Source organism: Streptomyces galbus (genome assembly GCF_005280195.1).
Taxonomy (GTDB): Bacteria; Actinomycetota; Actinomycetes; order Streptomycetales; family Streptomycetaceae; genus Streptomyces; species Streptomyces galbus.
Window position 1 is genome coordinate 439,901 of sequence record NZ_SZPR01000012.1, and the last position, 19,785, is coordinate 459,685.

Consider the following 19,785-nt stretch of genomic DNA (forward strand, 5'->3'; position numbering starts at 1 on the left):
CGCGTGGTTGGCGCGCACCCCGATCTCCGATAGGTTAGGTGAGCCTTACCTAAGGAGGAACGGGATGGGTGTCCCTCAGAGCTGGACGGCCACGCCTGCCGCGGCCGAACGGGCCCGGTCGGTGCTCGCCGCCGCGTGGACCTGCGCGGTCACCGCCGACGGCGCACGCGCGGAGTTCGTCGGCGCGCACACCGTCACCGACGACGGCCGCGTGCTGCTCACCGCGGAGCAGGACGGCGCCCTGCACGCCGCCGCGCTCTGCGCCCCGCGCGGCGAGCCGCACGCCGTGCTGGAGTTCGCCGACGTGGCCCCCGTCCCCGTGCGCCACCGGGTGCGGGCCCGCCTCCGGCTGGCCGGCTGGTTCACCTCCGAGGACGGCCGCCTCGCGCTGCACCCCACCCGCGTCGTGCTCGAGGAGCCCTCCGGCGCCGTCGTCGTCGACCCCGAGGAGTTCGCCGCGGCCGCGCCCGACCCGCACGTCGGCGCCGAGGCGCACCTGCTCACCCACCTCGCCGACGCCCATCCCGACGCCGTCGAGCGCCTGACCCGGCTCGTCGGGCCGGACAGCCTGCACGGCGCCGTCCGGGTCCGCCCGCTCGCCGTCGACCGGCACGGCCTCACCCTGCGCATCGAGCGCGTGCGCGGCCACGGCGACGTACGCCTGCCCTTCCACCGGCCCGCCGACGACACCGGTCAGCTCACCGAGCGGATGCACGTCCTGCTGAACCAGGCGAGCGCCGCCTCCTGCCCGCGGGCCCTACAGCGGCAGCGCACAGACCGCGACGGGTGACGCGAACGGCTCACCCGCGCGCCGCAGTCCACCGTCCGCCGGGTCCACGTGGAAGACGCTGACGGTGCCGCTGCGCTGGTTCGCCGCGAACAGCAGCCGCCCGCCGGGCGCCAGGGCGATCTGCCGCGGGAAGTCCCCGGCCACCGGCACCGTCCCGAGCAGCCGCAGCCGGGCCCCGTCCGCCTCCACCGCGTACCGGGCGAGGGTGTTCGCCCCCCGGTTGGCCAGGAAGGCGTGCGCGCCGTCCGGCGACACCGCGAACTGTGCCGGGTAGTTGGCGCCCGCCCCCTTCCTCGTGCCCGACCCCGTCGACTGCGGGGCGCCGACCGTCAGCCGCCCCGTCACCGGGTCGTAGGCGCAGACCGCGACCGTGTCGTCGAGTTCGTCGGCCAGGTAGGCGTACCGCCCGCCCGGGTGGAACGTCAGGTGCCGCGGCCCCGCCCCCGGCCTAGTGCGCGCCTGCGCGACCTCGGTGAGCGTGCCGGCCCCGTCGTCCAGGCGGTAGCTGTAGACGGTGTCCGTGCCGAGGTCCACGGCGAGGACGTGCCCGCCGTCCGGCGCGGTGACGACCTGGTGGGCGTGCGGCCCCTGCTGCCCCGGCCCGGGAGCGGGCCGCGTGTGCCGGACCAGCGCGGTGCGCTCGCCCAGCGCGCCGGAGGCGCCGACGCGATGCACGGCCACCGTGCCCGAGCCGTAGTCGGCGCTCAGCAGCCAGCGGCCGCTCGGGTGCACCGACAGGTGGCACGGCTGCGCGCCGCCGGTCGGGCGGCTGCCGAGGATCTTCCGGTCGGCGATCCGTACGGCGGTCACCGAGCCGCGCTCCCGCTCGTTCACCGCGTACAGCGTCCGGCCGTCCGGGTGCACCGCCAGGTACGACGGGTCGTCGACCCCGGTGAGCGTGCCGGCGCCGGTGATCCGCCCCGACACCGGGTCGTAGGCGGCCAGGCCGATGCCCCGGCCGCCGCCCTCGGCGGAGGTGTAGGTGCCGAGGAAGAGCGGCCGTGCGGCGGGCGTCCCCGTCGACGACGCAGCGGGCGTGGCGGCGGGCGAGGACCCGGCGGAGCCGTCCCGGCCGGCGGACGCCGAGGAGCCGGACGGGGAGGCCGGCCCCGGCCCGGGCGAGCCGTCGCCGCAGGCGGCCAGCGCGCCGCCCGCCGCCACGGCACCGAGTGCCCCGACGAAGCCGCGCCTGCTCCACCGGGCGCGCGCCGCCCCGGTCCCACCGCTCATGTCCGCACCTCGGGTCGTCGCCGCTCGCTCGTGTGACGACCACCTTGACCCGGCCGGGGCGCCGGAGGCAAAGCGCGCGCCGCGCCGGGGGGTGCCGGGGCGGCTACCAGTCCCCGTCCGTCACCGGCGCGCCCGGCGCGTCCTTCAGCGGCTTCACCTGGGGCGGCGCGGGCGGCGCCCAGGGGTCGAGGTCGTCGCCCAGCCAGTCGCCGACCGGCTTGACCGTGCCCAGGGTGTCGCCGGGGGCGAGGTCCTGGCCGTCCTCGTCGTAGTAGTCGAACCAGGGCAGGCCCGCCCGGGTGTACGCCGCGCGGTCGACCGGGGAGGGCGGCGGCGCCTCGCCGGTGATGCGGCGCCACTCCGGCGGCGTCACCAGGTGCACGAAGACCCGCCCGGCGGGCTCCTTCGCCCAGTCCTTCAGCGACCGGTCGTCCTGGTAGACCTCCTGGCGCATCGAACCGCCCACCCCCAGCCCCATCGCCGCGGCGGCCCGGGGCGCGGCCCCCGGCGCTGCTCCGGGTGCGGCCATGGGCGGCCCCCCGGCGGCGGCCATCGGGGCGGGCATCGCGCCGGGCACGGGCGGGCCGCCGTGGCCGGTGAACCGGGAGGCCGACCGGCGCCGCTGCTCCTCCAGCCGCCGCTGGGCCTCGCGCCACTCGGCGAGCCGTGCCTCGTTCAGCGGGAACGTCTGGAGCTGGACGCCGCCCCAGACCTCCTCGCCGGTGACCTGGCCCTCGACGGTCGCGCCGAGGCCGAGCGGCACCGCCACGAACTGGCGCACCGTGCCCCTGCCGGAGTTGATGCCGTCCAGCCAGGGCTGGCGGGGCAGCACCACGTAGTTCTGGGGGCGTCGCGAGAGCCGGTCGCTCCAGGGCTTGCCGGAGACCGCGCAGACCTTGCCGACGCCGACCTGGAGCGCGGCGGGCTCGGTGCTCCCGGCGAAGCTGAGCCACATCGCCTCGCGCAGGTACACCGGCAGCATCACGCCCCCGCGCGCGAGCCAGTCGGCCGGCGCGGTGCCGGGGTAGTCCGTGACGCGGCGGACGGGGAACTCGCCCAGGCCCGGGGGCAGCGGGTGGGTGCCCGTCTCGGGCAGGCGCAGGGTACGCACGAACCGCACCGCCACCCCGCCCGGCAGCCGGAGCGTGTTCCCGTCGATGCGTACGGTGCTGTCGGTCATCCGCGTCCCCTCGTCGTCCCGCATGGCCGGTGCCGTGGCGTGTCCGTCCGCGCCGCCGGCGGTCGGCGGACGGCTCCTCACCTAGAACGATGCGCGGACCGCCGCCGGTTCCGCCAGGGCCGGCCGGAAAGACGCCCCTGCAGCGCGGTCAGCCGCGGCAGGCGCTCGCGCTGCTCGCGGGTGGAGCGGTCCAGCTCCTCCAGCAGGCGCTGCGAGCGGTGCTCGGTGTCGAGCTCGTCGATGATGCGGTTGACCTCGGTGAGCACCGCGCCGTGCAACTGCCACTGGCGGGCGTCGTGCTGGAGCTGGTCGAGCAGGAGCTGCGCCAGCTTGTCGCGGGTGGCGGCGGCCTGGTGCAGCTCGTTGGCCAGCCGGGCCTCGGCGGCGTCGGCGTTCAGGCTGACGGACGTGGTGACCAGCACCGCGAAGCTGACCACCGCGTCGGCCACCTCGGACAGCAGGGCCTCCACCACCTCACCGGTCTCGCGCGGGAACAGCGGTTCGGGCTCGCGCTCCTTGGCGAGGTCGGTGAGCGAGCGGGCCAGCACCCGCAGCACGACCGTGCAGATCTCCAGCGTGTCCAGGCCGGTGCGCAGCACCACGCGGTGCAGCACGCCCTCCCGGACGCGCGGGTTGAGCCGCAGGCTGTCCTCGGCCTGCCGCAGCGCCGCGTCCACCTCGGCGATGTCGTGGTCGAGCCGGCGCGCCTCGTGCAGCCGGGCGGCGGCCACCTCGGGCGGAGTGCGGCCCGCGGCCTGTTCGCCGATCCGCAGCATCAGTTGCCGCACCCGCCGGGCCAGCCCCTCGATCGACTCACCGGCCTCGTCCACCCACACGGGGGGCGGCAGCAGCAGGTTGCAGCTCAGCCCCACGACCGCGCCGATCAGGGTCTCCACGACCCGCGCCCAGGCGTAGTCGCCGACGGCGGTCACGCCGAGGACCAGCATCGCGCTGATCGCGACCTCGGGCACGTACTCGTCGACGCGGACCAGGTGGCCCACGCCCAGCGCGGCCACGATGAGCAGGGCGAGGCTCCACCAGGTGAGCCCCACCAGCAGGCTGAAGGCGATCGCCACGAGGACGCCCGCCACGACCGCGTTCACCCGGCGGATGCCGTTGGTGAGCGTGGCGTAGAGGGTGACCTGGACGACCAGCAGGGCGGTCAGGGGAGCGGTCAGCGGGGCGGCCTCGGGGCTGAGCCGCAGCGCCACGACATAGGCGACCGTGGCCGCCGCGGCGGACCGCAGGGCTTGGACCACCACCGGGTCCCGGCGCCGTTTCAGCAGCCGCTCCAGCGGTGGGGTTTCCTCACGTGCATCGGACATCCCTTGGCCTGTTCCCGCTCATCAGGTGGCTCGAACGTGACAGCGGGGTTCGAACCCGCTCGCACCAGCGGGGGAGCCGTCCGGGCGCGCCGCGCGGCGGCGCACCGCGGTGGGGTCCGTCAGCGGGGTGAGCCGGCGGGTCAGGCGTACAACTTCTCGACGAACGCCGCCAGGTTGCCCGTGGTGCGGGCGATCTGCTCCTCCAGGGTGAGGCTCTCCTCGAAGCGCCCGCCGCTCTCGGGGACCTTCTTGCCGCGCACGTACAGCGAGCAGGCCAGGTCCGTGCACATGTACAGGCCGACGGAGTTGCCCTCGCGCCCCGCCGCGCCGGCCTTGCGGGCCGTCATCAGCGACACGCCGCCGCCCGGGTGGGTGGTCAGGCACAGCGAGCACATGCTGCGGTGCAGGAAGCCGCGCTGGGAGGCGGGGAAGCGCAGGGTCACACCGACGCGCCGGCCCTGCCGCTCGGTCACCAGGTAGCTGCGGTCGGGCGCGCCCGGATCGCGCCAGCCGAGGAAGTCCAGGTCGTCCCAGGGGCGCTCGTCCAGGTCGCGCGGCACCGCCAGGCGTTTGGCCTCCCCCTTGGAACAGTTGATGAAGGAGTCACGGATCTCCTGCTCGGTGAGCGGGCGCACGGGGGCCTCCGAAGTCGTCGCCGGGGTCGTCGTCCGAAACCTAGGGGGTCTAGGTTTCGGTTTCAGGCTAGGGAGCCGGGCCGCTCGGAGCCACCGAATTTCCGTCCGTGCGCGGCCCCGGGTGCCCCCGGTTGCCGGTCCGGGTGCCCCCGATCAGGGCGGTGAACTGGCCGTTCCGCCCCACCCGCTTAGCTCACATCGTGAACTAAGGGTTGGAAGAAAGTCGCGCGGACCGCCTCCGGGGCGGTATGTTGCAGGTCGGGCGGGTGCGGAAGGGAGCCACATGGCGGGGCGGAACGGGCGTACGGTACGCGATCTCAGGCGGGCCAACCGCACAGCCGTCCTCCAGCGGCTCTACTTCGACGGCCCCCTCAGTCGCTTCGAGCTGGGCCCGGCCACCGGCCTGAGCTCGGGATCCGTCAGCAACGTGGTCGCCGACCTGGTCGGGGACGGACTGGTGGAGGAGGCCGGCAGCGTCGACTCCGACGGCGGACGCCCCCGCACGCTCCTGCGCGTCGCCCCCGGCAGCGGCCACCTGATCGGTGTGGACGTCGGCGAGACCCGGGTCCGGATCGAGCTGTTCGACCTCACCCTGACCGAACTGGCGCGCGCCGAGCGCCCCCTGGAGCAGCGCCGCTACGAGGTCGAGGGCATCGTCGGCCACATCCGCGGCGGCATCGCCGAGGTGCTGGCCGTCGCGGGCGTCGCCCCCGAGCGGCTGCTGGGCGTCGGCATCGGCGTCCCCGGCATCGTGGAGCGCACCCCCGAGCGCGGCGCGGTCGTGCACGGCCAGACCATCGGCTGGGACGCCGTCCCGCTGGAGGCGCTGCTGCGCGAGGGGTCCGAGCTGCCGGACACCGTGCCGTACTTCATCGACAACGGCGCCAAGACGCTCGGCCAGGCCGAGATGTGGTTCGGCGGCGGCCGCGGCGCCCGCAACGCGGTGGTCGTCCTGTTCGGCTCCGGCGTCGGCGCCTGCCTGGTCACCCCCGAGGTGGAGCACGGCCGGGCCGTGGAGTGGGGCCACCTCACCGTCCGCGTCCGCGGCCGGCGCTGCCGCTGCGGCGCGCTCGGCTGCCTGGAGGCGTACGCCGGCGCCGAGGCGCTGCTGGACCGCTGGCGGGAGGAGGGCGGACGGCCGCCGCGCGACGCCGACGAGGAGACGGCGCTCACCGCGATGCTCGCCGCCGCCTACCCGGCCGACGGCGGCGCGCCCGACCCCGTGGCCCTCGCCGTGCTGGAGGAGACGGCCGAGTACCTGGGCGCGGGCCTGTCCGACCTGATCAACCTGTTCCAGCCCGAGCGCATCCTGATCGGCGGCTGGGCCGGGCTCCAGCTCGGCACCCGCTTCCTGCCGGCCGTGCGGCGGTACGCGCGGTCGTACGCGCTGCACCACCCGGCGGAGAAGGTCACCGTCGACCTCGGCCGGCTGGGACCGGACGCCGTCACCGTCGGCGCCGCGATCCTGCCGCTCGCCGACTTCTTCGCCCGCGGCGGCCGCCGCCCGGACCCCGCCCCCACCGGCCCGGTCCCGGTGTGGCGGACGGTCCTGGAGGAACGCGCCACGCACTGAGCGGGCGCGTCCGGGCCGCCCGCCCCGCCGGCGGGCCCCCGCCGGCCGCCGGGTTTCGCCCGTCGGCGGTGCGGTACTCGCGTCGCGCCCGGGCGATCTCCGCCCCGGGTCGCCGTGCCGCGCACGGCGTGCGGACGACGCGAAGGGAGCCGGCCGTGGTCGACCACCGCCTCGAAGGTCCCGGTGAGAACGGCACCCCGGTGCCGCGCGACCTGCCCGACCAGCAGGCGGACGCGGGCGAGGACCCCTGGGAGGGCAGCCCCGCCCGGGCCCAGGAACACGCCGAGCGCACCACCTCAGGACAGCCGGCCGGCGACGACGAGACCGGCGCCGACACCGGTGTCCCCGACACCGACGAGGCCGGCACCGGCCGCCAGGGCGCCCCGCAGTCGGCCACCGCCCACCCGGAGCACCCCACCCCGGACGAGCCCGCCGACTGAGGGACCCCGGACGCGCCGGGCGCTCCGGGACGACACGTCGCACGCGCCGCTGCCGGTGGCTTCTTCCACAGCCACCGGCAGCGGCGCGTCCGGACACGTCCGTCCGCAGGAAGTCGACGCGCCGCGTAACGGGCGTCGGCTCAGCCCACCTTGTGCCCCTGCAGGGGCGCCGTCTGCGCCCCCGCCCCCGAGCGGAAGCCGTCCAGGAACTCCTTCAGGACGTCCGTCGCCTCGTGCTGGGGGCTCCAGCCGAGGTCGACGCGGGCGCGGGTGCAGTCCATCAGGGGCAGGCGCAGGACCGCGTCGAAGAGGTGCGGGGACGCCGGGAGCAGGTGCAGGCCCCAGGCGGCGGCGATCGCCGAGCGGGCCGCGCTGCGGGGCAGGCGGACGGGGCGGGCGTCGAGCAGTTCGCCGAGGAGCCGGGCGTCCACCGGCGGCTCGGCGGCCAGGTTGAACGGGCCGCGCACGTCGGTGTGCACGGCCAGCCGGTACGCCTCGGCCGCGTCGTCGGTGTGCAGGGCCTGCACCCGCAGGCCCGGGATGTCGGGCAGGAAGGGCAGCAGCTCGGGACGCGCCAGCGGGCCCGGCAGGAAACGGCCGCCGAAGATCCGCCGCTGCTCACTGGCCGACTCCCGCTTGAACAGGAACGCCGGCCGCATCCGCACCACCCGCACCTCGGGGTGCTCGCGCTCGAGGGTGTCCAGCGCCCGCTCCAGGTACGCCTTCTCCCGGCAGTACGCGGCGTCCGGCCAGCCGTGCGTCGGCCACGACTCGTCCACCGCGTGGTCCTTGGGTCCCGGCGAGTACGCGCCGACCGACGAGGCGTGCACGAGCACCGGCACACCGGCCGCCGCGACCGCCTCGAACAGCCGGATGCTGCCGAGCACGTTGGTGCGCCAGGTCGCCGCCGGGTCGTGCGTCGGCTGGAACGCCCACGCCAGGTGCACCACCGCGTCGGCACCGGCCAGCAGCCCGGCGAGCTGCGTCTGCTCGGACGACAGGTCCACCGCCGCCCACTCGGTCTTCGGGGGCGACCAGTCGGGCACCCGCCGCGCCAGTCCCAGTACCGACTCCACGTCGGGGTCCTCCGCCAGCAGGCGCACCACACTCGTGCCCACGTTGCCGGTGGCGCCCGTGACGACCACCTTGCCGCTCACGTCGGTCTCCTCCCGTTGCTCCCCGGCGACCGGGGCCGCCCCGGTCGCCCCTGCGGAGCCGACCGAGTACCCCGGCCGCCGGTCACCGCACGTACCGGACGGAACGCGGCACACGGCTACCCGGCGAAGGCGTCCACCCCCGTCTGCTCCGCCGACAGCGCCCACAGCCGGGCCGCCTGCTCCGGGTCGGTCGCCCAGTCGCGCACCCCGCCGCTCGTGTCGCCGTCGACGGCCGGCTCGGCCACGTCGCAGTCCTCCAGGTAGACCCCGCCCATGCCGTCGAGCCGGGGGGACGTCGCCGCCCACACCTGGGTCGCCGCGCCCTGCTCGGGGGTCTTGAAGCCCTTCGGGTTCAGCGGGGTGCCGTCCTCGTCGATCCAGCCCCGGTCGACCATCTCCTGCTGGGGCAGGTGCCGTTGCAACGGGGTGAGGATGCCGCCCGGGTGCAGTGAGAACGCCCGTACGCCCCGGTCCCGGCCCAGCCGGTCCAGGTGCAGCGCGAAGAGCGCGTTCGCCGTCTTGGCCTGGCCGTACGCCCCCCACTTGTCGTAGTCCCGCCGCCAGTGCACGTCGTCCCAGCGGATGCCGCAGAAGTGGTGGGCGCGCGAGGAGACCGACACGACGCGGGCGCCGCCCGGCTCGATCGCGGGCCACAGGTGGTTGACCAGGGCGAAGTGCCCCAGGTGGTTGGTCGCGAACTGCGCCTCCCAGCCCGGTCCGACCCGGGTCTCGGGGCACGCCATGATCGCGGCGCTGTCGATGACGATGTCCACGGTGCGGCCGGTGGCGAGGAACCGCTCGGCGAAGCCCCGTACGCTCGCCAGGTCGCCGAGGTCGAGCTCGTCCACCTCGACGGTGCCCTCGACGCCCGCGAGGCTCTCCCGGGCGGCGTCCGGACGGCGGGCCGGGACGACGACGCGGGCGCCGGCCGCGGCGAGCGCCCGGGTGGTCTCCAGGCCGAGGCCCGAGTAGCCGCCGGTGACGACCGCCAGCTTCCCGGTGAGGTCGATGCCCCGCAGGACGTCCTCGGCGGTGCTGGTGGCGCCGAAGCCGGAACCGATCCGGCGCTGGGGGGTGAAGTCGTCGTCCGTGCCGCTGGTGTTCATGACGCTGTTGTCCATGTCCTGAACGCTACGGATTCGAGTGCTCTCGAAGTCAACATGGAGAAGCCCCGACCGGGCGGGGGGGGGTGCCGCGGTCGGGGCGGTTCGTGGTGGGCGCGGACGGCGGTCGCCTCTCGGCGAGACGCTCCACAGGGCTTCAGCCGGACGATCGTCCCTGTGGGCAAAAGGTGAGGCCCGGGGACACTGTCCCGTCCGCACCCACGGCTTGTTCAACGGAGAACCACCCGATGGTGTTCCCCGGCCGGCGCCGACCGGGGGTGACGTGCGTCACCGCGCGGCCCGCCGGTCCCGCGTCACGGGCCGAACGGGCTCTCCGCCAGCGAGGCCAGCAGGTGCGCCGGATCGTCGTACACCGCCTGCGCGCCCGCCTCCTCCAGGTCCGCGCGCGGGATGCCCCCGCACAGCACCCCCACGCACCGCACGCCGGCCCGGCTCCCGGCCCGCATGTCCCATGATCCTCTCTCCCGCGGCGCGGGGCGCCGCCGGGCGCGGGTACCACGTCAGCCGCCGCCCACGCCGGCCGGCACCCGGCCCTCCCGGGTCCAGTCGAGCAGCTCCTCGGCCGACCAGGTGGTCACCACCCGCTCCGGCGGCACCCCGCACTCCTGCGCCCTCGCGCAGCCGAGCACCTGCCAGTCGAGCTGGCCGGGCGCGTGCGCGTCGGTGTCGACGGAGAACAGCACCCCCGCGTCCACGGCCCGGCGCAGCAGCCGGCGCGGCGGGTCCAGCCGCTCCGGACGGCTGTTGATCTCCACCGCGGTCCCCGATTCGGCGCACGCGGCGAACACCTCGTCCGCGTCGAACGCCGACTCCGGCCGCCCCCGCCCCGTGACCAGGCGCCCCGTGCAGTGCCCCAGCACGTCGGCGTGCGGGTTGCGCACGGCGGCCACCATGCGCCGGGTCATCGAGCGGGCGTCCATGCGCAGCTTGGAGTGCACGGACACCACGACCACGTCGAGCCGGTCCAGCAGCTCCGGCTCCTGGTCGAGTGAGCCGTCGTCGAGGATGTCGCACTCGATCCCGGTCAGCAGCCGGAACGGCGCCCAGGTCGCGTTCAGCTCCGCCACCACGTCGAGCTGCCGGCGCAGCCGCTCCGGGGACAGCCCCCGCGCCACCGTCAGCCGGGGGGAGTGGTCGGTGAGGACCGCCCACTCGTGTCCCAGCGCGGCCGCCGCGCGGCCCATCTCCTCGATCGGGCTGCCGCCGTCGGACCAGTCCGAGTGCACGTGGCAGTCGCCGCGCAGCAGCGCCCGCAGCTCCTGCCCGCCCTCGGTGAGCGGCCGGCCGGCCTCGCCCTCCAGCTTCTCCAGGTACGCCGGCACCTCCCCGGCCAGCGCCTCCCGGGCCACCTGGGCCGTCTTGGGGCCCACGCCCTTCAGGCTCTCCAGCGTCCCGGCGGCGGCACGCCCGGCGACCTCGTCGTGCGGCAGCGCGGCGAGCACGCGGGCCGCCGTGCGGAAGGCGCGCACGCGGTACGTCGGCGCCAGCGACCGCTCCAGCAGGAAGGCGATCCGGTCCAGCGCCTCCACGGGGTCCATCGCCACCTCCTGGTCACTCCTGCCCCCAGGGTTCCCCAGGACCCCCCGGCGCGCACCCGCGTTTGTGCCGTCGTCGCGGGGGTACCGGCAGTCACCAGCCATGAGACTACGAACGAGTTCCTGCGACGGCCCGGGGTACCGCCGGATCCGGTGCGGTCGCGGCTTCCGCTACGAGGACCAGCACGGCGAGCCGCTCACCGACCCGGAGCAGCTCGCCCGCATCCGTGCGCTGGTCATCCCGCCCGCCTGGCGGGACGTGTGGATCTGCCCCTGGCCCAACGGCCACCTCCAGGCCGTCGGCACCGACGACGCCGGGCGACGCCAGTACCGGTACCACGACGAGTTCCGCGCCCGGCAGGACCAGGCCAAGCACGAGCACGTGCGCGAGGTCGCCCGGGCCCTGCCCGACCTGCGCAAGGCGGTGGCCGCCGACCTCGCGGGGCGCGGGCTGAGCCGCGCCCGGGTCACGGCCTGCGCGGTCCGGTTGCTCGACCTCGGCTTCTTCCGGATCGGCAGCGACCGGCACACCGAGGCCAACGGCACCTACGGCCTGACCACGATGCTGCGCGAGCACGTGCACTGCGGGCAGGGCGAGATCGCCTTCGACTACCCGGCCAAGGGCGGCATCGAGCTGGTGCGGGCGCTCGTCGACGAGGACGCGCACGCCGTCGTCCGGGCGCTGCTGCGCCGTCGGCGCGGCGGTCCGCGGCTGCTGGCGTTCTGGGAGGGCGGGTCCTGGCACGAGCTGCACGGTGCCGACCTGAACGAGGCGATGCGCCGGCTGTCCGGCACGGACATCACCGCCAAGGACTTCCGCACCTGGCACGCCACCGTGTTCGCGGCGGTCGCCCTGTCCGTCACCGCCGAGGAGGCCCGCGCCACCGCGGCGGCCCGGCGCCGCCAGGTGGCGCGCGCGGTGCGGGAGGTCAGCCACTACCTCGGCAACACGCCGGCCGTGTGCCGGGCCTCCTACATCGACCCGATGGTCTTCGAGCTGTTCGACCAGGGGATCACGATCGCGCCCGCGCTCACCCGGCTGGGCGAGCACGGGGACTTCGGGCGCCCGGCCACCCAGGGCGCCGTGGAACGGGCCGTCCTGGACCTGCTCGACGGGCGCCGCGGCTGACCGCCGCGGGCCCGTTCCGCCTGCCCCTCGGGGAGCCGGCCGATCTACGCTCTAAGACATGACCGAAATCGCGAGCCCTTACATCTCCCAGCCGCGGATCATGGTGCTCGGGGTGCAGCCGGGCCACCCGCCGTTCCGCATCGTGGAAATCGATGGCGAAGTGGTCGGCGAGGCGCGGGGCGTCACGGACGTCCTGGAGACAGCCGCCGCGTTCGGCATCACGGTCCACGACCTGGACGATCCCGACGTGGTGCGCTGGGTCGGCGGGGACCGCTACACCTGGACCGTGCACTGAGCCCGGGCGGGCGCGGGGCGCCCACCCGGGCCCGGGCGGGATCGTGGGCGCGGCGCGGACCGCGGGGCGGCCGGCCGCGCCCGGTTCAGGCGCGCTTGTGCACCGCGCGGCTCAGGCGCCGCCCGAGCAGCAGGTAACCGATGAGCGCGCCCGTGGTGTTGAGGATGACGTCGTCGACGTCGAAGGCGCGCCCGGTGACCAGCGCGCCCTGCGCGAACTCCACCAGCAGCATCACGACCGCCGTCAGCAGCAGGATGCGCAGGAAGCCGCGGGTGCCCGGCGCCACGATCGGCAGCAGGATGCCGAACGGCACGCCGAGCAGGATGTTGCCGCCGATCTGCTTGACCGCGTCGCGCAGCTCGGGCTGGTCGAGGTAGGCCCGCAGCGAGTGGCCGGGCGTGAGGTTGGTGTGCACCAGCGCCTTCGACGCGGGAGACGGCTCCAGCGTGAGCCGGGCGAGCACCACGGCGAACGCCACCATGAACACGAAGGCGCAGAGCATCGCCGTCCACCGGACCAGGGCCCGCAGCGGCCGCCGCCGGTCGGCCCGCTCCGCGGGCGCGGACCGGTCCGGCCGGGCGTCGGCGGTCCTGTCCACCGCGTCCGGCTCCTCGGACTTGCTCGTGCGCAGGCGGAAAGCGGTGCGCGGGCTCAGTGCCAGCCGGGCCATGCGGTCCTCCAGTTCTCAACTTACCTGCGTCCCCGAGCGGTTACCCCGAGAAGCAGCTGGGATGCGGCGCCGTTCGGCCAGTCGCAGCGAGGCCCGCCGGGCCCGGCCGGGACGGCCGGGCGCCTCGTCACCGGGTCCCGTACGACACGTGCACCTCCTTGAAGCCGAGGGAGCGCAGCAGGCCCTTGAGCATGCCGGTGGTGTTGGTCTCCGCCCGCCCGGTCAGGCCGCTCTCCTTCGCGGCGTCGCCGATGTGCCGCACGGCGAGCTTCTGGACGGCCTGTTCGCTGTTGGGGTTGCCCGAGAACAGGTCGCCGAGCCGGTCGAACAGACCGCGCTGCTTGGAGACCGCGTAGGAGCGGTCGGGGTCCAGGGCGGGGGTGCCGAGCCGGGCGTGGGGCAGCCGGATCGTGGCCACGGTGCGGTCGTCGTTGACCACCACGTCCTTCTCGCCGACCTTGCCGAGGTCGACGTAGGCGTCCACGGTGCCCGCGCCGACGTAGAGGGTCCGGGTGCCGCGGATGGCGTCCGGGAGGAACTTGGCGTCCTTCTCCAGGTCCACGACGACCTGGAAGTTGCCGGACGCCGCCTCGTAGCGGCTCATGTCCTGGATGGACTCCAGCAGGGCCGGGCCCGTCCGGTCGTGCGTCTCGGTGCCGAAGAGGTCGCGCAGTCCGGGCAGCAGGCTCAGCCGGATCCCCGCGAACATCACCACCAGTACCACCACGACGGCGATGAGCGCCTTGGCCCAGCCGGGCACGCGCCGGGGCGGGACCTGCTTCTTCGATGGCGTCCTGACGGAAGTCGTCATGTCGACGGTCCTCCTTCCTACCGGACGGATGCCCGTCAAATGTCGTGGCAGACCGTCCCGTTGGAGTTGTCGGCGTTCCGTGACAGCCGGAGCCGGGTCACAGGGAGCCGGAAGCGGCCTGCCGCCGGCTCAGGGCCGTCTCCAGGCTGGGGGAAGGGGGCAGCAGCCGGGACAGTCCGGTGACCCGCAGCACGCGCAGCGTGAGCCGGTGGGTGCACACCAGGCGCAGCTCCCCGCCGCGGTCCAGGACCCGGGCGCGCGCCCGGTACAGCAGGCGCAGCCCGGAGCAGTCGAAGAACTCGATCCGGCCGAGGTCGATCACCACGCGGGCGCCGGGCTCCTCGGTGGCGGCGTCGAGGAGGGGGGCGATCTCCGCGGCCGCGGCGATGTCGATCTCGCCGTGGAACTCCAGCACCGTGTACCCGCGTTCGCGACGGAGGCGCAGGTACCGGGACTCCGCCGCGGGCTCCCGCTGCACCACGACATCGCCTCCCGTCGGCTCCAACTCAGGCCCCACCCCAGCAAGTTACCCTCGATCGAGTGAATTCCAGCATGTTCGATTGACATATGTCTTGGAAACGCGCCGGAGTTTTCTCGTGACGTGAGCGAAGTCATGCGCGGCGGGGCGGCGTCCCGGCCCCGAACCGGCGACGGGCGGTGCGGGGTCACCCCGCACCGCCCGTCGCCGTGGCCCGGTCAGTCGACGACCAGCACCAGCTTGCCCGTCGTGCGGCCGGTGTCGCCCATGCGGTGCGCCTCGGCGGCGTCGGCCAGCGGGAACGTCCCGGCGATCGTCGGCCGCAGCCGGCCCGCCTCGACCAGCTCGGCGATCGCGCGCATCCCGGCGCGGTCGGCGTCCACCAGCATCCGCACCGCCCGCACGCCCAGCCGCTCGGCCTCCGTGAAGAACTCCGGCGAACCCACGGGCAGGATCGACACCACGACCCCGCCCGGACGCAGCACCCGCAGCGACGCCGTGGAGGTGTCGCCGCCCAGGGTGTCCAGCACCACGTCGACGTCCTTGACCGCCTCGGTGACGTCGGTCTCCCGGTAGTCGATCACCTCGTCGGCGCCCAGGTCGCGCAGGAAGTCGTGCTTGGCCGTGCTCGCGGTGCCGATGACGTGGGCGCCGCGCGCCTTGGCGATCTGGACGGCCACGTGGCCGACCCCGCCGGCCGCCGCGTGGATCAGCACCCGCTGCCCCGCCTCCAGGCCGGCCGTCTCCACCAGCGCCTGCCAGGCGGTGAGGGACACCAGCGGCAGCGCGCCCGCCTGGACGTGGTCCAGGGCGGCGGGCTTGTGCCACAGGGCGCGGACCGGGGCGATGGCGTACTCGGCGTGCGAGCCGTTACCCCACGGGTACGGCAGCATGCCGAAGACCTCGTCGCCGGGCGCGAAGGTGGCGACGCCGACGCCGACCGCCTCGACGGTCCCGGACAGGTCCCAGCCCAGGACGAAGGGCGGCTCGCCCAGGAAGCCGCCGGTGGCGCGGTGCTTCCAGTCGGTCGGGTTGACGCCGGCGGCGCGCACCCGCACCAGTACCTCGTTGGGACGCGGAGCGGGCCGCTCCACCTCCACCGCTCGCAGGACCTCGGGGCCGCCCAGGACGTCCTGGCGGATGGCGCGCATCGTGTTCACAGTGCTCATGGTGACCCAGCCTGCCGGGGCCCGCGCGCCCGGGACAATGGCATGATGGTCACCCTTCGATAGGATCGTGCCATGACCTCTCCCCAGCGCACCGGCGCCGAGCACGGCGCCCGGCGCCCCGAGCGCGTCGTCGTCCTCGCCCTCGACGGCGTCTACCCCTTCGAGCTGGGCATGCCCAGCCGCATCCTGGGCGCCGCCGACGGCCGCTACGAGGTGCTGACGTGCAGCGTCGACGGCGGTCCGGTGCGCACCAGCGCCGACTTCGGCATCACCGTGGAGCACGGGCCCGAGGTGCTGGAGAGCGCCGACACGGTCGTGGTCGCGGCCGTCTCGCCCGGTCGGGTGAGCGGGGACCTGCCGGACGCCGTGGCCGCCGCCCTGGCCCGCATCCGGCCGGGCACGCGGCTGGTGTCCATCTGCACCGGCGCCTTCGTGCTGGCCGCGGCCGGACTGCTGGACGGCCGCCGGGCCACCACCCACTGGCAGGTCGCGGACGCCTTCCGCCGGATGTTCCCGCGCGTCGAGCTCGACCCGGACGTGCTGTTCGTGGAGGACGGCCCGATGCTGACCTCGGCGGGCGCGGCCTCCGGCGTGGACATCTGCCTGCACCTGGTGCGCCAGGACCACGGCAGCGAACTCGCCAACAAGGTCGCCCGGCGCTGTGTCGTGCCCCCCTTCCGGGACGGCGGCCAGGCCCAGTACATCGAGCAGCCCGTCCCGCAGCAGGGGGCCGCGAGCACGGCCGCCACCCGGGCCTGGGCCCTGGAACGCCTGGCGGAGCCCCTCGCCCTGGCCGACCTGGCCGCCCACGCGCGGATGAGCCGGCGCACCTTCGCCCGCCGCTTCCAGGACGAGGTGGGCCTGAGCCCCGGCCGCTGGCTCATCCAGCAGCGCGTCGTCCGGGCCCGGCACCTGCTGGAGGCCAGCGACCTGTCCGTCGACCAGATCGCCGGCCAGGTCGGCTTCGCCACCGGGGCCTCCCTGCGCCAGCACCTGCACGCGGCCATCGGCGTTTCCCCGAAGACCTACCGGCGCACCTTCCAGCAGGCCCGCTGATCCGGTCCTGCGGCGACCGAACGTTTCCGCGCCGGCCGGCGTCGTAGGCACACGACGACGGTCGAGGGAACGGGGGTGGGTCGGTATGCGCACGGGCGCGGTGGCGGTCGTGGCGATCGTGACGCGGTGCTCGCGGCGGGAACCGCCGGGTGCGGTGCCGGCGGACACGATCCGGACGTGGTCGTCGACGGCACCCCGCCCGCGACCCCGTACGCCGGTCCGCTGCTCGTGCCCACCCGGGAGGTGGACGGGCACACCGTCCGCGACCTGGTCCTGGCGTCCGGCGCCGCGGGCCGCGCACTGGAGTGCGACGGCCGCCCCTACGCGGGCACCGGACCGGACGGCTGGAGCCGGCGCGACGGGGGCCACACCCCCGAGGACGGGCTGCGGCTGTACTTCGACCGGGACGAACCCGAACTCCCGCGGCACGGCTACCGGGTGGAGCGCCGTGAGGCCCACCGCGTGCTCTACTCCTTCGACGTCGCGGGTCGCACCAAGGTGGCCGTCGTCGTCGCCGAGGACCAGGATCACCGGCCCGGCTGGGGCCCCGAGACGACCGCCGCCTGCGACCCGTCGGAACTCCCGGCGAGCGTCACCCGGGGCTACGAGGTCTGGACGGACCGCGCGGGCCGCCGGCTGCCGGTCGCCGAGATCAGCAGCGCCGCCGGCCCCGAGCACTGCGGCTGGCAGCGGGCGCACTTCCTGACCCTCGGCCGCGACGAGGACGCGCGCACGTACGCCCGCGATCCCGACGGCGTTCTCGGCCCGGACATGCTGACGGCCCCGTACCGCGTCGGCGTGCGTCTGCCGCCGGCCGCGAGGGACACCGGACGCCGCTACGGGGAACGGGAGGTGTGGCTCACCGCGGACCGGACGAAGGTCTACGTCCGCACCCCGCACGGCGTGGAGGTGTGGCCCGCGCTGCGGGGCGGGGTGGGGTGCCTGTGAGGCACGGAACGCGGTCGGCGGGCGTCACCGGCTCGCGTGCAGCGCCACCAGCAACTGCCAGACCTGGTCGGCGATCTCGGCGGGGGAGGCCTCCAGCAGGCCGTGCAGCCAGTCGGCCAGCACCCCGGCGAACGTGGCGGCGACCGCGGAGGCCACCAGTGGGGCGTCCGCCGCGCCCGCCCGCGTGCGCTCGCGCAGGCTGTACTCCCGCAGGTCCCGGTGCAGCACCCGCCCGAGCGGTCCGCCCCCGCCGGGGGCGAGGAGCGCGCGGTACAGGCCGGCGTGCGGGGCGAGGGAGGCGAAGAAGCCGGCCAGCGCCTGCGGTGCCCGCACCGGATCGGGTCGCCCCCGCCAGGCGTGCAGCGCCTCGACGGCCTCCCGTACGACATCGGCGCACGCGTCCACGGCCAGCGCCTCCAGGTCGGCGTAGTGCACGTAGAACGTGGCGCGTCCGACGCCCGCCCGGCGCACCAGCGCGGCCACCCCCACCTCCTGGAGGGGGCGCTCGGCGCACTCCGCGAGCAGGGCGGCGCGCAGCCGTTCCCGGGTGCGGGCGGAGCGGGGGTCGCCGGGGGCCGGGCGCGTCATCGCGCGAGGAGGACGGCGGCCAGGGCGAGGGCGCCGGGCAGGGCCTGGGCGACCAGGATGCGCCGGTTGGCGGTGGCGGCGCCGTAGACGCCCGCGACGACCACGCAGCACAGGAAGAACACCTGGGCCTCGGGGCCGGTCGGGTCGCCGGCGAGCAGGCCCCAGACCAGTCCGGCCGCGAGGAACCCGTTGTACAGGCCCTGGTTGGCGGCCAGCGGTGCGGTGGTGCGCGCGGTCTCCCGGTCGAAGCCGTGCAGGGACCTCCCCGGACGGCGCTGCCAGAGGAACATCTCCAGCACCAGGATGTACACGTGCTCAGCGGCGACCAGCGCCACCAGCACGTTCGCGACGATCCCCATCGACGGCCTCTTCCCTCCGGGCCCCCACGGGGCCGCTTCCTGGACAGGTGTCCATCATAGCCGGACACCTGTCCAGGAACTCCCGGGTCACCGGCGGCGGCGCAGGGACGCCTCGAGCAGGGAGGGCGGGGTGTCGTGCTTCTCGCCGGGTGCGAGATCGGTGCCGGGCGGGACGACCGCGTCGATCGCGTCGAGGACGTCGGCCGACAACACGGTGTCCGCGGCGGCCAGTTGGTCGCGCAGGTGACCGACCGTGCGGGGACCGACGAGCGCGCTCGTCACCGCCGGGTGCGCGGTCACGAAGCCGAGGGCGAGCTGGATCAGGGTCAGGCCCGCCTCCTCGGCGATCTCCGCCAGCTTCTCGACGGCGTCGAGCCGGGCCCGGTTGGCGGGCACCGAGAGGTCGAAGCGGTCGGGCAGGAACGCCGAGCGGTGGGTGGTGACCTCCCGGCCCCGGCGGACCGCGCCCGACAGCCACCCCGAGGCCAGGGGGCTCCACGCCAGCACCCCGAGCCCGTACTCCTCGGTCACCGGGAGGACGTGGGCCTCGATCCCGCGCTGGAGGATCGAGTAACTGGGCTGTTCGGTGACGTACCGGCCCAGGTGGTGCTCGCGGGCCGCCCATTGGGCCTGCACGATGCGGTGGGCGGGGAAGGTGGAGGAGCCGAACGCGCGGATCTTGCCCGCCCGTCGGAGGTCGGTCAGGGCCGACAGCGTCTCCTCGTCGCTGGTCGCCGGGTCCCAGCGGTGGATCTGGTAGAGGTCCACGTGGTCGACGCCGAGCCGGCGCAGGCTGTCGTCCAGCGCCCGGACCAGCCAACGGCGCGAGCTGCCGCGGTGGTTGGGCTCGTCGCTCATCGGCAGGGCGGCCTTGGTGGCAAGGACGACGTCGTCGCGGCGGCCGGCGAGGGCCTTGCCGACCATCTCCTCCGACTCGCCCGCGCCGTACACGTCGGCGGTGTCGATGAGGTTGATCCCCGCCTCCAGGGCCGCGTCGACGAGCGCGGTGGCCTCCTCCTGGGTGGTGCGGCCGATCCGGCCGAAGTTCATGGCGCCGAGCGCCAGCGAGCTGACCTGCACACCGGTGCGGCCAAGGGTGCGGTACTGCATGACCGTGTTCCTCCACTGCGAGGGAAGGCGGCTGCCACCGAGGGACGGGGGCAGCGCGGGACGTGGCCGCGGTGGCCCGCGCTCTGGCATCATGAGCAAGCGGAACCGCGTTCCGTTACGACCATACGGAACATCGTTCCGTTTTGCCAGCGACGCAGGTCCGGCGTCAGCCACGACCCGGCG

General features: G+C 75.2%; 21 protein-coding genes and 1 pseudogene. 7 read left to right on the forward strand and 15 right to left on the reverse strand.

Annotated elements, in window-relative coordinates; translation table 11 throughout:
• Positions 1–64: 64 nt before the first annotated feature.
• A complete protein-coding gene (locus tag E4U92_RS14980) occupies positions 65–790 on the forward strand; it encodes a DUF2470 domain-containing protein (RefSeq protein ID WP_137300865.1) in 726 nt (241 codons plus the stop codon).
• On the opposite strand, the gene E4U92_RS14985 is transcribed toward E4U92_RS14980, so the two are convergent.
• The 4 genes from E4U92_RS14985 to E4U92_RS15000 all read right to left on the reverse strand — a co-directional run bounded on the left by E4U92_RS14985 (position 758) and on the right by E4U92_RS15000 (position 5,160).
• Positions 758–2,020 (reverse strand): lactonase family protein, encoded by a 1,263-nt coding sequence (locus tag E4U92_RS14985; protein ID WP_137300866.1) that lies wholly within the window; start codon positions 2,018–2,020, stop codon positions 758–760. The two genes, E4U92_RS14980 and E4U92_RS14985, sit on opposite strands and share 33 nt — an antisense overlap.
• Positions 2,021–2,123: 103 nt before the next feature.
• Positions 2,124–3,200, reverse strand: coding sequence for a hypothetical protein (locus E4U92_RS14990; RefSeq protein WP_137300867.1), 1,077 nt, complete (start codon positions 3,198–3,200; stop codon positions 2,124–2,126).
• A 77-nt stretch (positions 3,201–3,277) separates the two neighbouring features.
• Positions 3,278–4,525: an FUSC family protein gene (locus tag E4U92_RS14995; RefSeq protein WP_137300868.1), complete on the reverse strand. Its 1,248-nt coding sequence runs from the start codon at positions 4,523–4,525 to the stop codon at positions 3,278–3,280.
• A gap of 140 nt (positions 4,526–4,665) precedes the next feature.
• Positions 4,666–5,160, reverse strand: a complete 495-nt coding sequence (locus tag E4U92_RS15000; protein ID WP_067233009.1) for an FBP domain-containing protein — start codon at positions 5,158–5,160, stop codon at positions 4,666–4,668.
• Positions 5,161–5,443: 283 nt separating this feature from the next.
• Here E4U92_RS15000 and E4U92_RS15005 point away from each other — a divergent pair, with 283 nt between their 5' ends.
• Both E4U92_RS15005 and E4U92_RS15010 read left to right on the forward strand, forming a co-directional pair.
• Complete coding sequence (locus E4U92_RS15005) at positions 5,444–6,733, forward strand: ROK family transcriptional regulator (protein ID WP_137300869.1); 1,290 nt, start codon at positions 5,444–5,446, stop codon at positions 6,731–6,733.
• 155 nt (positions 6,734–6,888) lie between these two features.
• Positions 6,889–7,173: a hypothetical protein gene (locus tag E4U92_RS15010; RefSeq protein WP_137300870.1), complete on the forward strand. Its 285-nt coding sequence runs from the start codon at positions 6,889–6,891 to the stop codon at positions 7,171–7,173.
• A gap of 140 nt (positions 7,174–7,313) precedes the next feature.
• Here E4U92_RS15010 and E4U92_RS15015 read toward each other — a convergent pair whose 3' ends face one another.
• The 4 genes and pseudogenes from E4U92_RS15015 to E4U92_RS15030 all read right to left on the reverse strand — a co-directional run bounded on the left by E4U92_RS15015 (position 7,314) and on the right by E4U92_RS15030 (position 10,992).
• Positions 7,314–8,330, reverse strand: a complete 1,017-nt coding sequence (locus E4U92_RS15015) for an SDR family oxidoreductase (protein WP_137300871.1) — start codon at positions 8,328–8,330, stop codon at positions 7,314–7,316.
• Positions 8,331–8,446: 116 nt separating this feature from the next.
• Positions 8,447–9,451 (reverse strand): SDR family NAD(P)-dependent oxidoreductase, encoded by a 1,005-nt coding sequence (locus tag E4U92_RS15020; protein ID WP_229862047.1) that lies wholly within the window; start codon positions 9,449–9,451, stop codon positions 8,447–8,449.
• 296 nt (positions 9,452–9,747) lie between these two features.
• Positions 9,748–9,906 (reverse strand): annotated as a pseudogene (locus tag E4U92_RS15025) (HAD family hydrolase); the annotation flags it as partial.
• Between the two features lie 48 nt (positions 9,907–9,954).
• On the reverse strand, positions 9,955–10,992 hold the full coding sequence (locus E4U92_RS15030; protein ID WP_137300872.1) for a PHP domain-containing protein: 1,038 nt from the start codon (positions 10,990–10,992) through the stop codon (positions 9,955–9,957).
• A 100-nt stretch (positions 10,993–11,092) separates the two neighbouring features.
• Between E4U92_RS15030 and E4U92_RS15035 the strand changes: the two genes are divergently transcribed.
• Together E4U92_RS15035 and E4U92_RS15040 are read left to right on the forward strand one after the other, a co-directional pair.
• Entirely contained in the window at positions 11,093–12,118 is a 1,026-nt protein-coding gene (locus E4U92_RS15035) for a DNA topoisomerase IB (protein ID WP_137300873.1), read from the forward strand.
• A 58-nt stretch (positions 12,119–12,176) separates the two neighbouring features.
• Entirely contained in the window at positions 12,177–12,413 is a 237-nt protein-coding gene (locus E4U92_RS15040) for a hypothetical protein (protein WP_137300874.1), read from the forward strand.
• Positions 12,414–12,498: 85 nt separating this feature from the next.
• On the opposite strand, the gene E4U92_RS15045 is transcribed toward E4U92_RS15040, so the two are convergent.
• From E4U92_RS15045 to E4U92_RS15060, 4 genes are all read right to left on the reverse strand, one after another.
• Entirely contained in the window at positions 12,499–13,083 is a 585-nt protein-coding gene (locus E4U92_RS15045) for a VanZ family protein (RefSeq protein ID WP_137300875.1), read from the reverse strand.
• Between the two features lie 127 nt (positions 13,084–13,210).
• Positions 13,211–13,894: a DUF4230 domain-containing protein gene (locus E4U92_RS15050; RefSeq protein ID WP_137300876.1), complete on the reverse strand. Its 684-nt coding sequence runs from the start codon at positions 13,892–13,894 to the stop codon at positions 13,211–13,213.
• 97 nt (positions 13,895–13,991) lie between these two features.
• Positions 13,992–14,372 carry an anti-sigma factor antagonist gene (locus tag E4U92_RS15055; RefSeq protein ID WP_137301124.1) on the reverse strand — a complete coding sequence of 127 codons (381 nt, stop codon included), beginning with the start codon at positions 14,370–14,372 and terminating at the stop codon, positions 13,992–13,994.
• 218 nt (positions 14,373–14,590) lie between these two features.
• The gene (locus E4U92_RS15060) at positions 14,591–15,541 is read right to left on the reverse strand and encodes an NADP-dependent oxidoreductase (RefSeq protein WP_137300877.1); all 951 of its coding nucleotides are present in this window, start codon (positions 15,539–15,541) and stop codon (positions 14,591–14,593) included.
• Between the two features lie 72 nt (positions 15,542–15,613).
• On the opposite strand from E4U92_RS15060, the gene E4U92_RS15065 reads away from it, so the two are divergent.
• Together E4U92_RS15065 and E4U92_RS15070 are read left to right on the forward strand one after the other, a co-directional pair.
• Positions 15,614–16,597 (forward strand): GlxA family transcriptional regulator, encoded by a 984-nt coding sequence (locus E4U92_RS15065; RefSeq protein WP_137300878.1) that lies wholly within the window; start codon positions 15,614–15,616, stop codon positions 16,595–16,597.
• A gap of 177 nt (positions 16,598–16,774) precedes the next feature.
• Entirely contained in the window at positions 16,775–17,545 is a 771-nt protein-coding gene (locus tag E4U92_RS15070; RefSeq protein WP_308433292.1) for a hypothetical protein, read from the forward strand.
• A gap of 24 nt (positions 17,546–17,569) precedes the next feature.
• Here E4U92_RS15070 and E4U92_RS15075 read toward each other — a convergent pair whose 3' ends face one another.
• From E4U92_RS15075 to E4U92_RS15085, 3 genes are all read right to left on the reverse strand, one after another.
• Positions 17,570–18,133, reverse strand: coding sequence for a TetR/AcrR family transcriptional regulator (locus E4U92_RS15075; RefSeq protein ID WP_137300880.1), 564 nt, complete (start codon positions 18,131–18,133; stop codon positions 17,570–17,572).
• Positions 18,130–18,492 (reverse strand): DUF1304 domain-containing protein, encoded by a 363-nt coding sequence (locus E4U92_RS15080; protein ID WP_137300881.1) that lies wholly within the window; start codon positions 18,490–18,492, stop codon positions 18,130–18,132. The genes E4U92_RS15075 and E4U92_RS15080 overlap by 4 nt, the downstream gene beginning before the upstream one ends.
• A gap of 87 nt (positions 18,493–18,579) precedes the next feature.
• Positions 18,580–19,602, reverse strand: a complete 1,023-nt coding sequence (locus E4U92_RS15085; RefSeq protein WP_137300882.1) for an aldo/keto reductase — start codon at positions 19,600–19,602, stop codon at positions 18,580–18,582.
• Between the last annotated feature and the right edge of the window lie 183 nt (positions 19,603–19,785).

Coding starts and splice junctions, on each gene's coding strand:
- E4U92_RS15050 (WP_137300876.1), bottom strand. CDS start 13,894: ATGACGACTTCCGTCAGGACGCCATCGAAGAAGCAGGTCCCGCCCCGG.
- E4U92_RS15065 (WP_137300878.1), top strand. CDS start 15,614: ATGACCTCTCCCCAGCGCACCGGCGCCGAGCACGGCGCCCGGCGCCCC.
- E4U92_RS15080 (WP_137300881.1), bottom strand. CDS start 18,492: ATGGGGATCGTCGCGAACGTGCTGGTGGCGCTGGTCGCCGCTGAGCAC.
- E4U92_RS14995 (WP_137300868.1), bottom strand. CDS start 4,525: ATGTCCGATGCACGTGAGGAAACCCCACCGCTGGAGCGGCTGCTGAAA.
- E4U92_RS15060 (WP_137300877.1), bottom strand. CDS start 15,541: ATGAGCACTGTGAACACGATGCGCGCCATCCGCCAGGACGTCCTGGGC.
- E4U92_RS14985 (WP_137300866.1), bottom strand. CDS start 2,020: ATGAGCGGTGGGACCGGGGCGGCGCGCGCCCGGTGGAGCAGGCGCGGC.
- E4U92_RS14990 (WP_137300867.1), bottom strand. CDS start 3,200: ATGACCGACAGCACCGTACGCATCGACGGGAACACGCTCCGGCTGCCG.
- E4U92_RS15020 (WP_229862047.1), bottom strand. CDS start 9,451: ATGGACAACAGCGTCATGAACACCAGCGGCACGGACGACGACTTCACC.
- E4U92_RS15040 (WP_137300874.1), top strand. CDS start 12,177: ATGACCGAAATCGCGAGCCCTTACATCTCCCAGCCGCGGATCATGGTG.
- E4U92_RS15005 (WP_137300869.1), top strand. CDS start 5,444: ATGGCGGGGCGGAACGGGCGTACGGTACGCGATCTCAGGCGGGCCAAC.
- E4U92_RS15075 (WP_137300880.1), bottom strand. CDS start 18,133: ATGACGCGCCCGGCCCCCGGCGACCCCCGCTCCGCCCGCACCCGGGAA.
- E4U92_RS14980 (WP_137300865.1), top strand. CDS start 65: ATGGGTGTCCCTCAGAGCTGGACGGCCACGCCTGCCGCGGCCGAACGG.
- E4U92_RS15035 (WP_137300873.1), top strand. CDS start 11,093: ATGAGACTACGAACGAGTTCCTGCGACGGCCCGGGGTACCGCCGGATC.
- E4U92_RS15045 (WP_137300875.1), bottom strand. CDS start 13,083: ATGGCCCGGCTGGCACTGAGCCCGCGCACCGCTTTCCGCCTGCGCACG.
- E4U92_RS15085 (WP_137300882.1), bottom strand. CDS start 19,602: ATGCAGTACCGCACCCTTGGCCGCACCGGTGTGCAGGTCAGCTCGCTG.
- E4U92_RS15030 (WP_137300872.1), bottom strand. CDS start 10,992: ATGGACCCCGTGGAGGCGCTGGACCGGATCGCCTTCCTGCTGGAGCGG.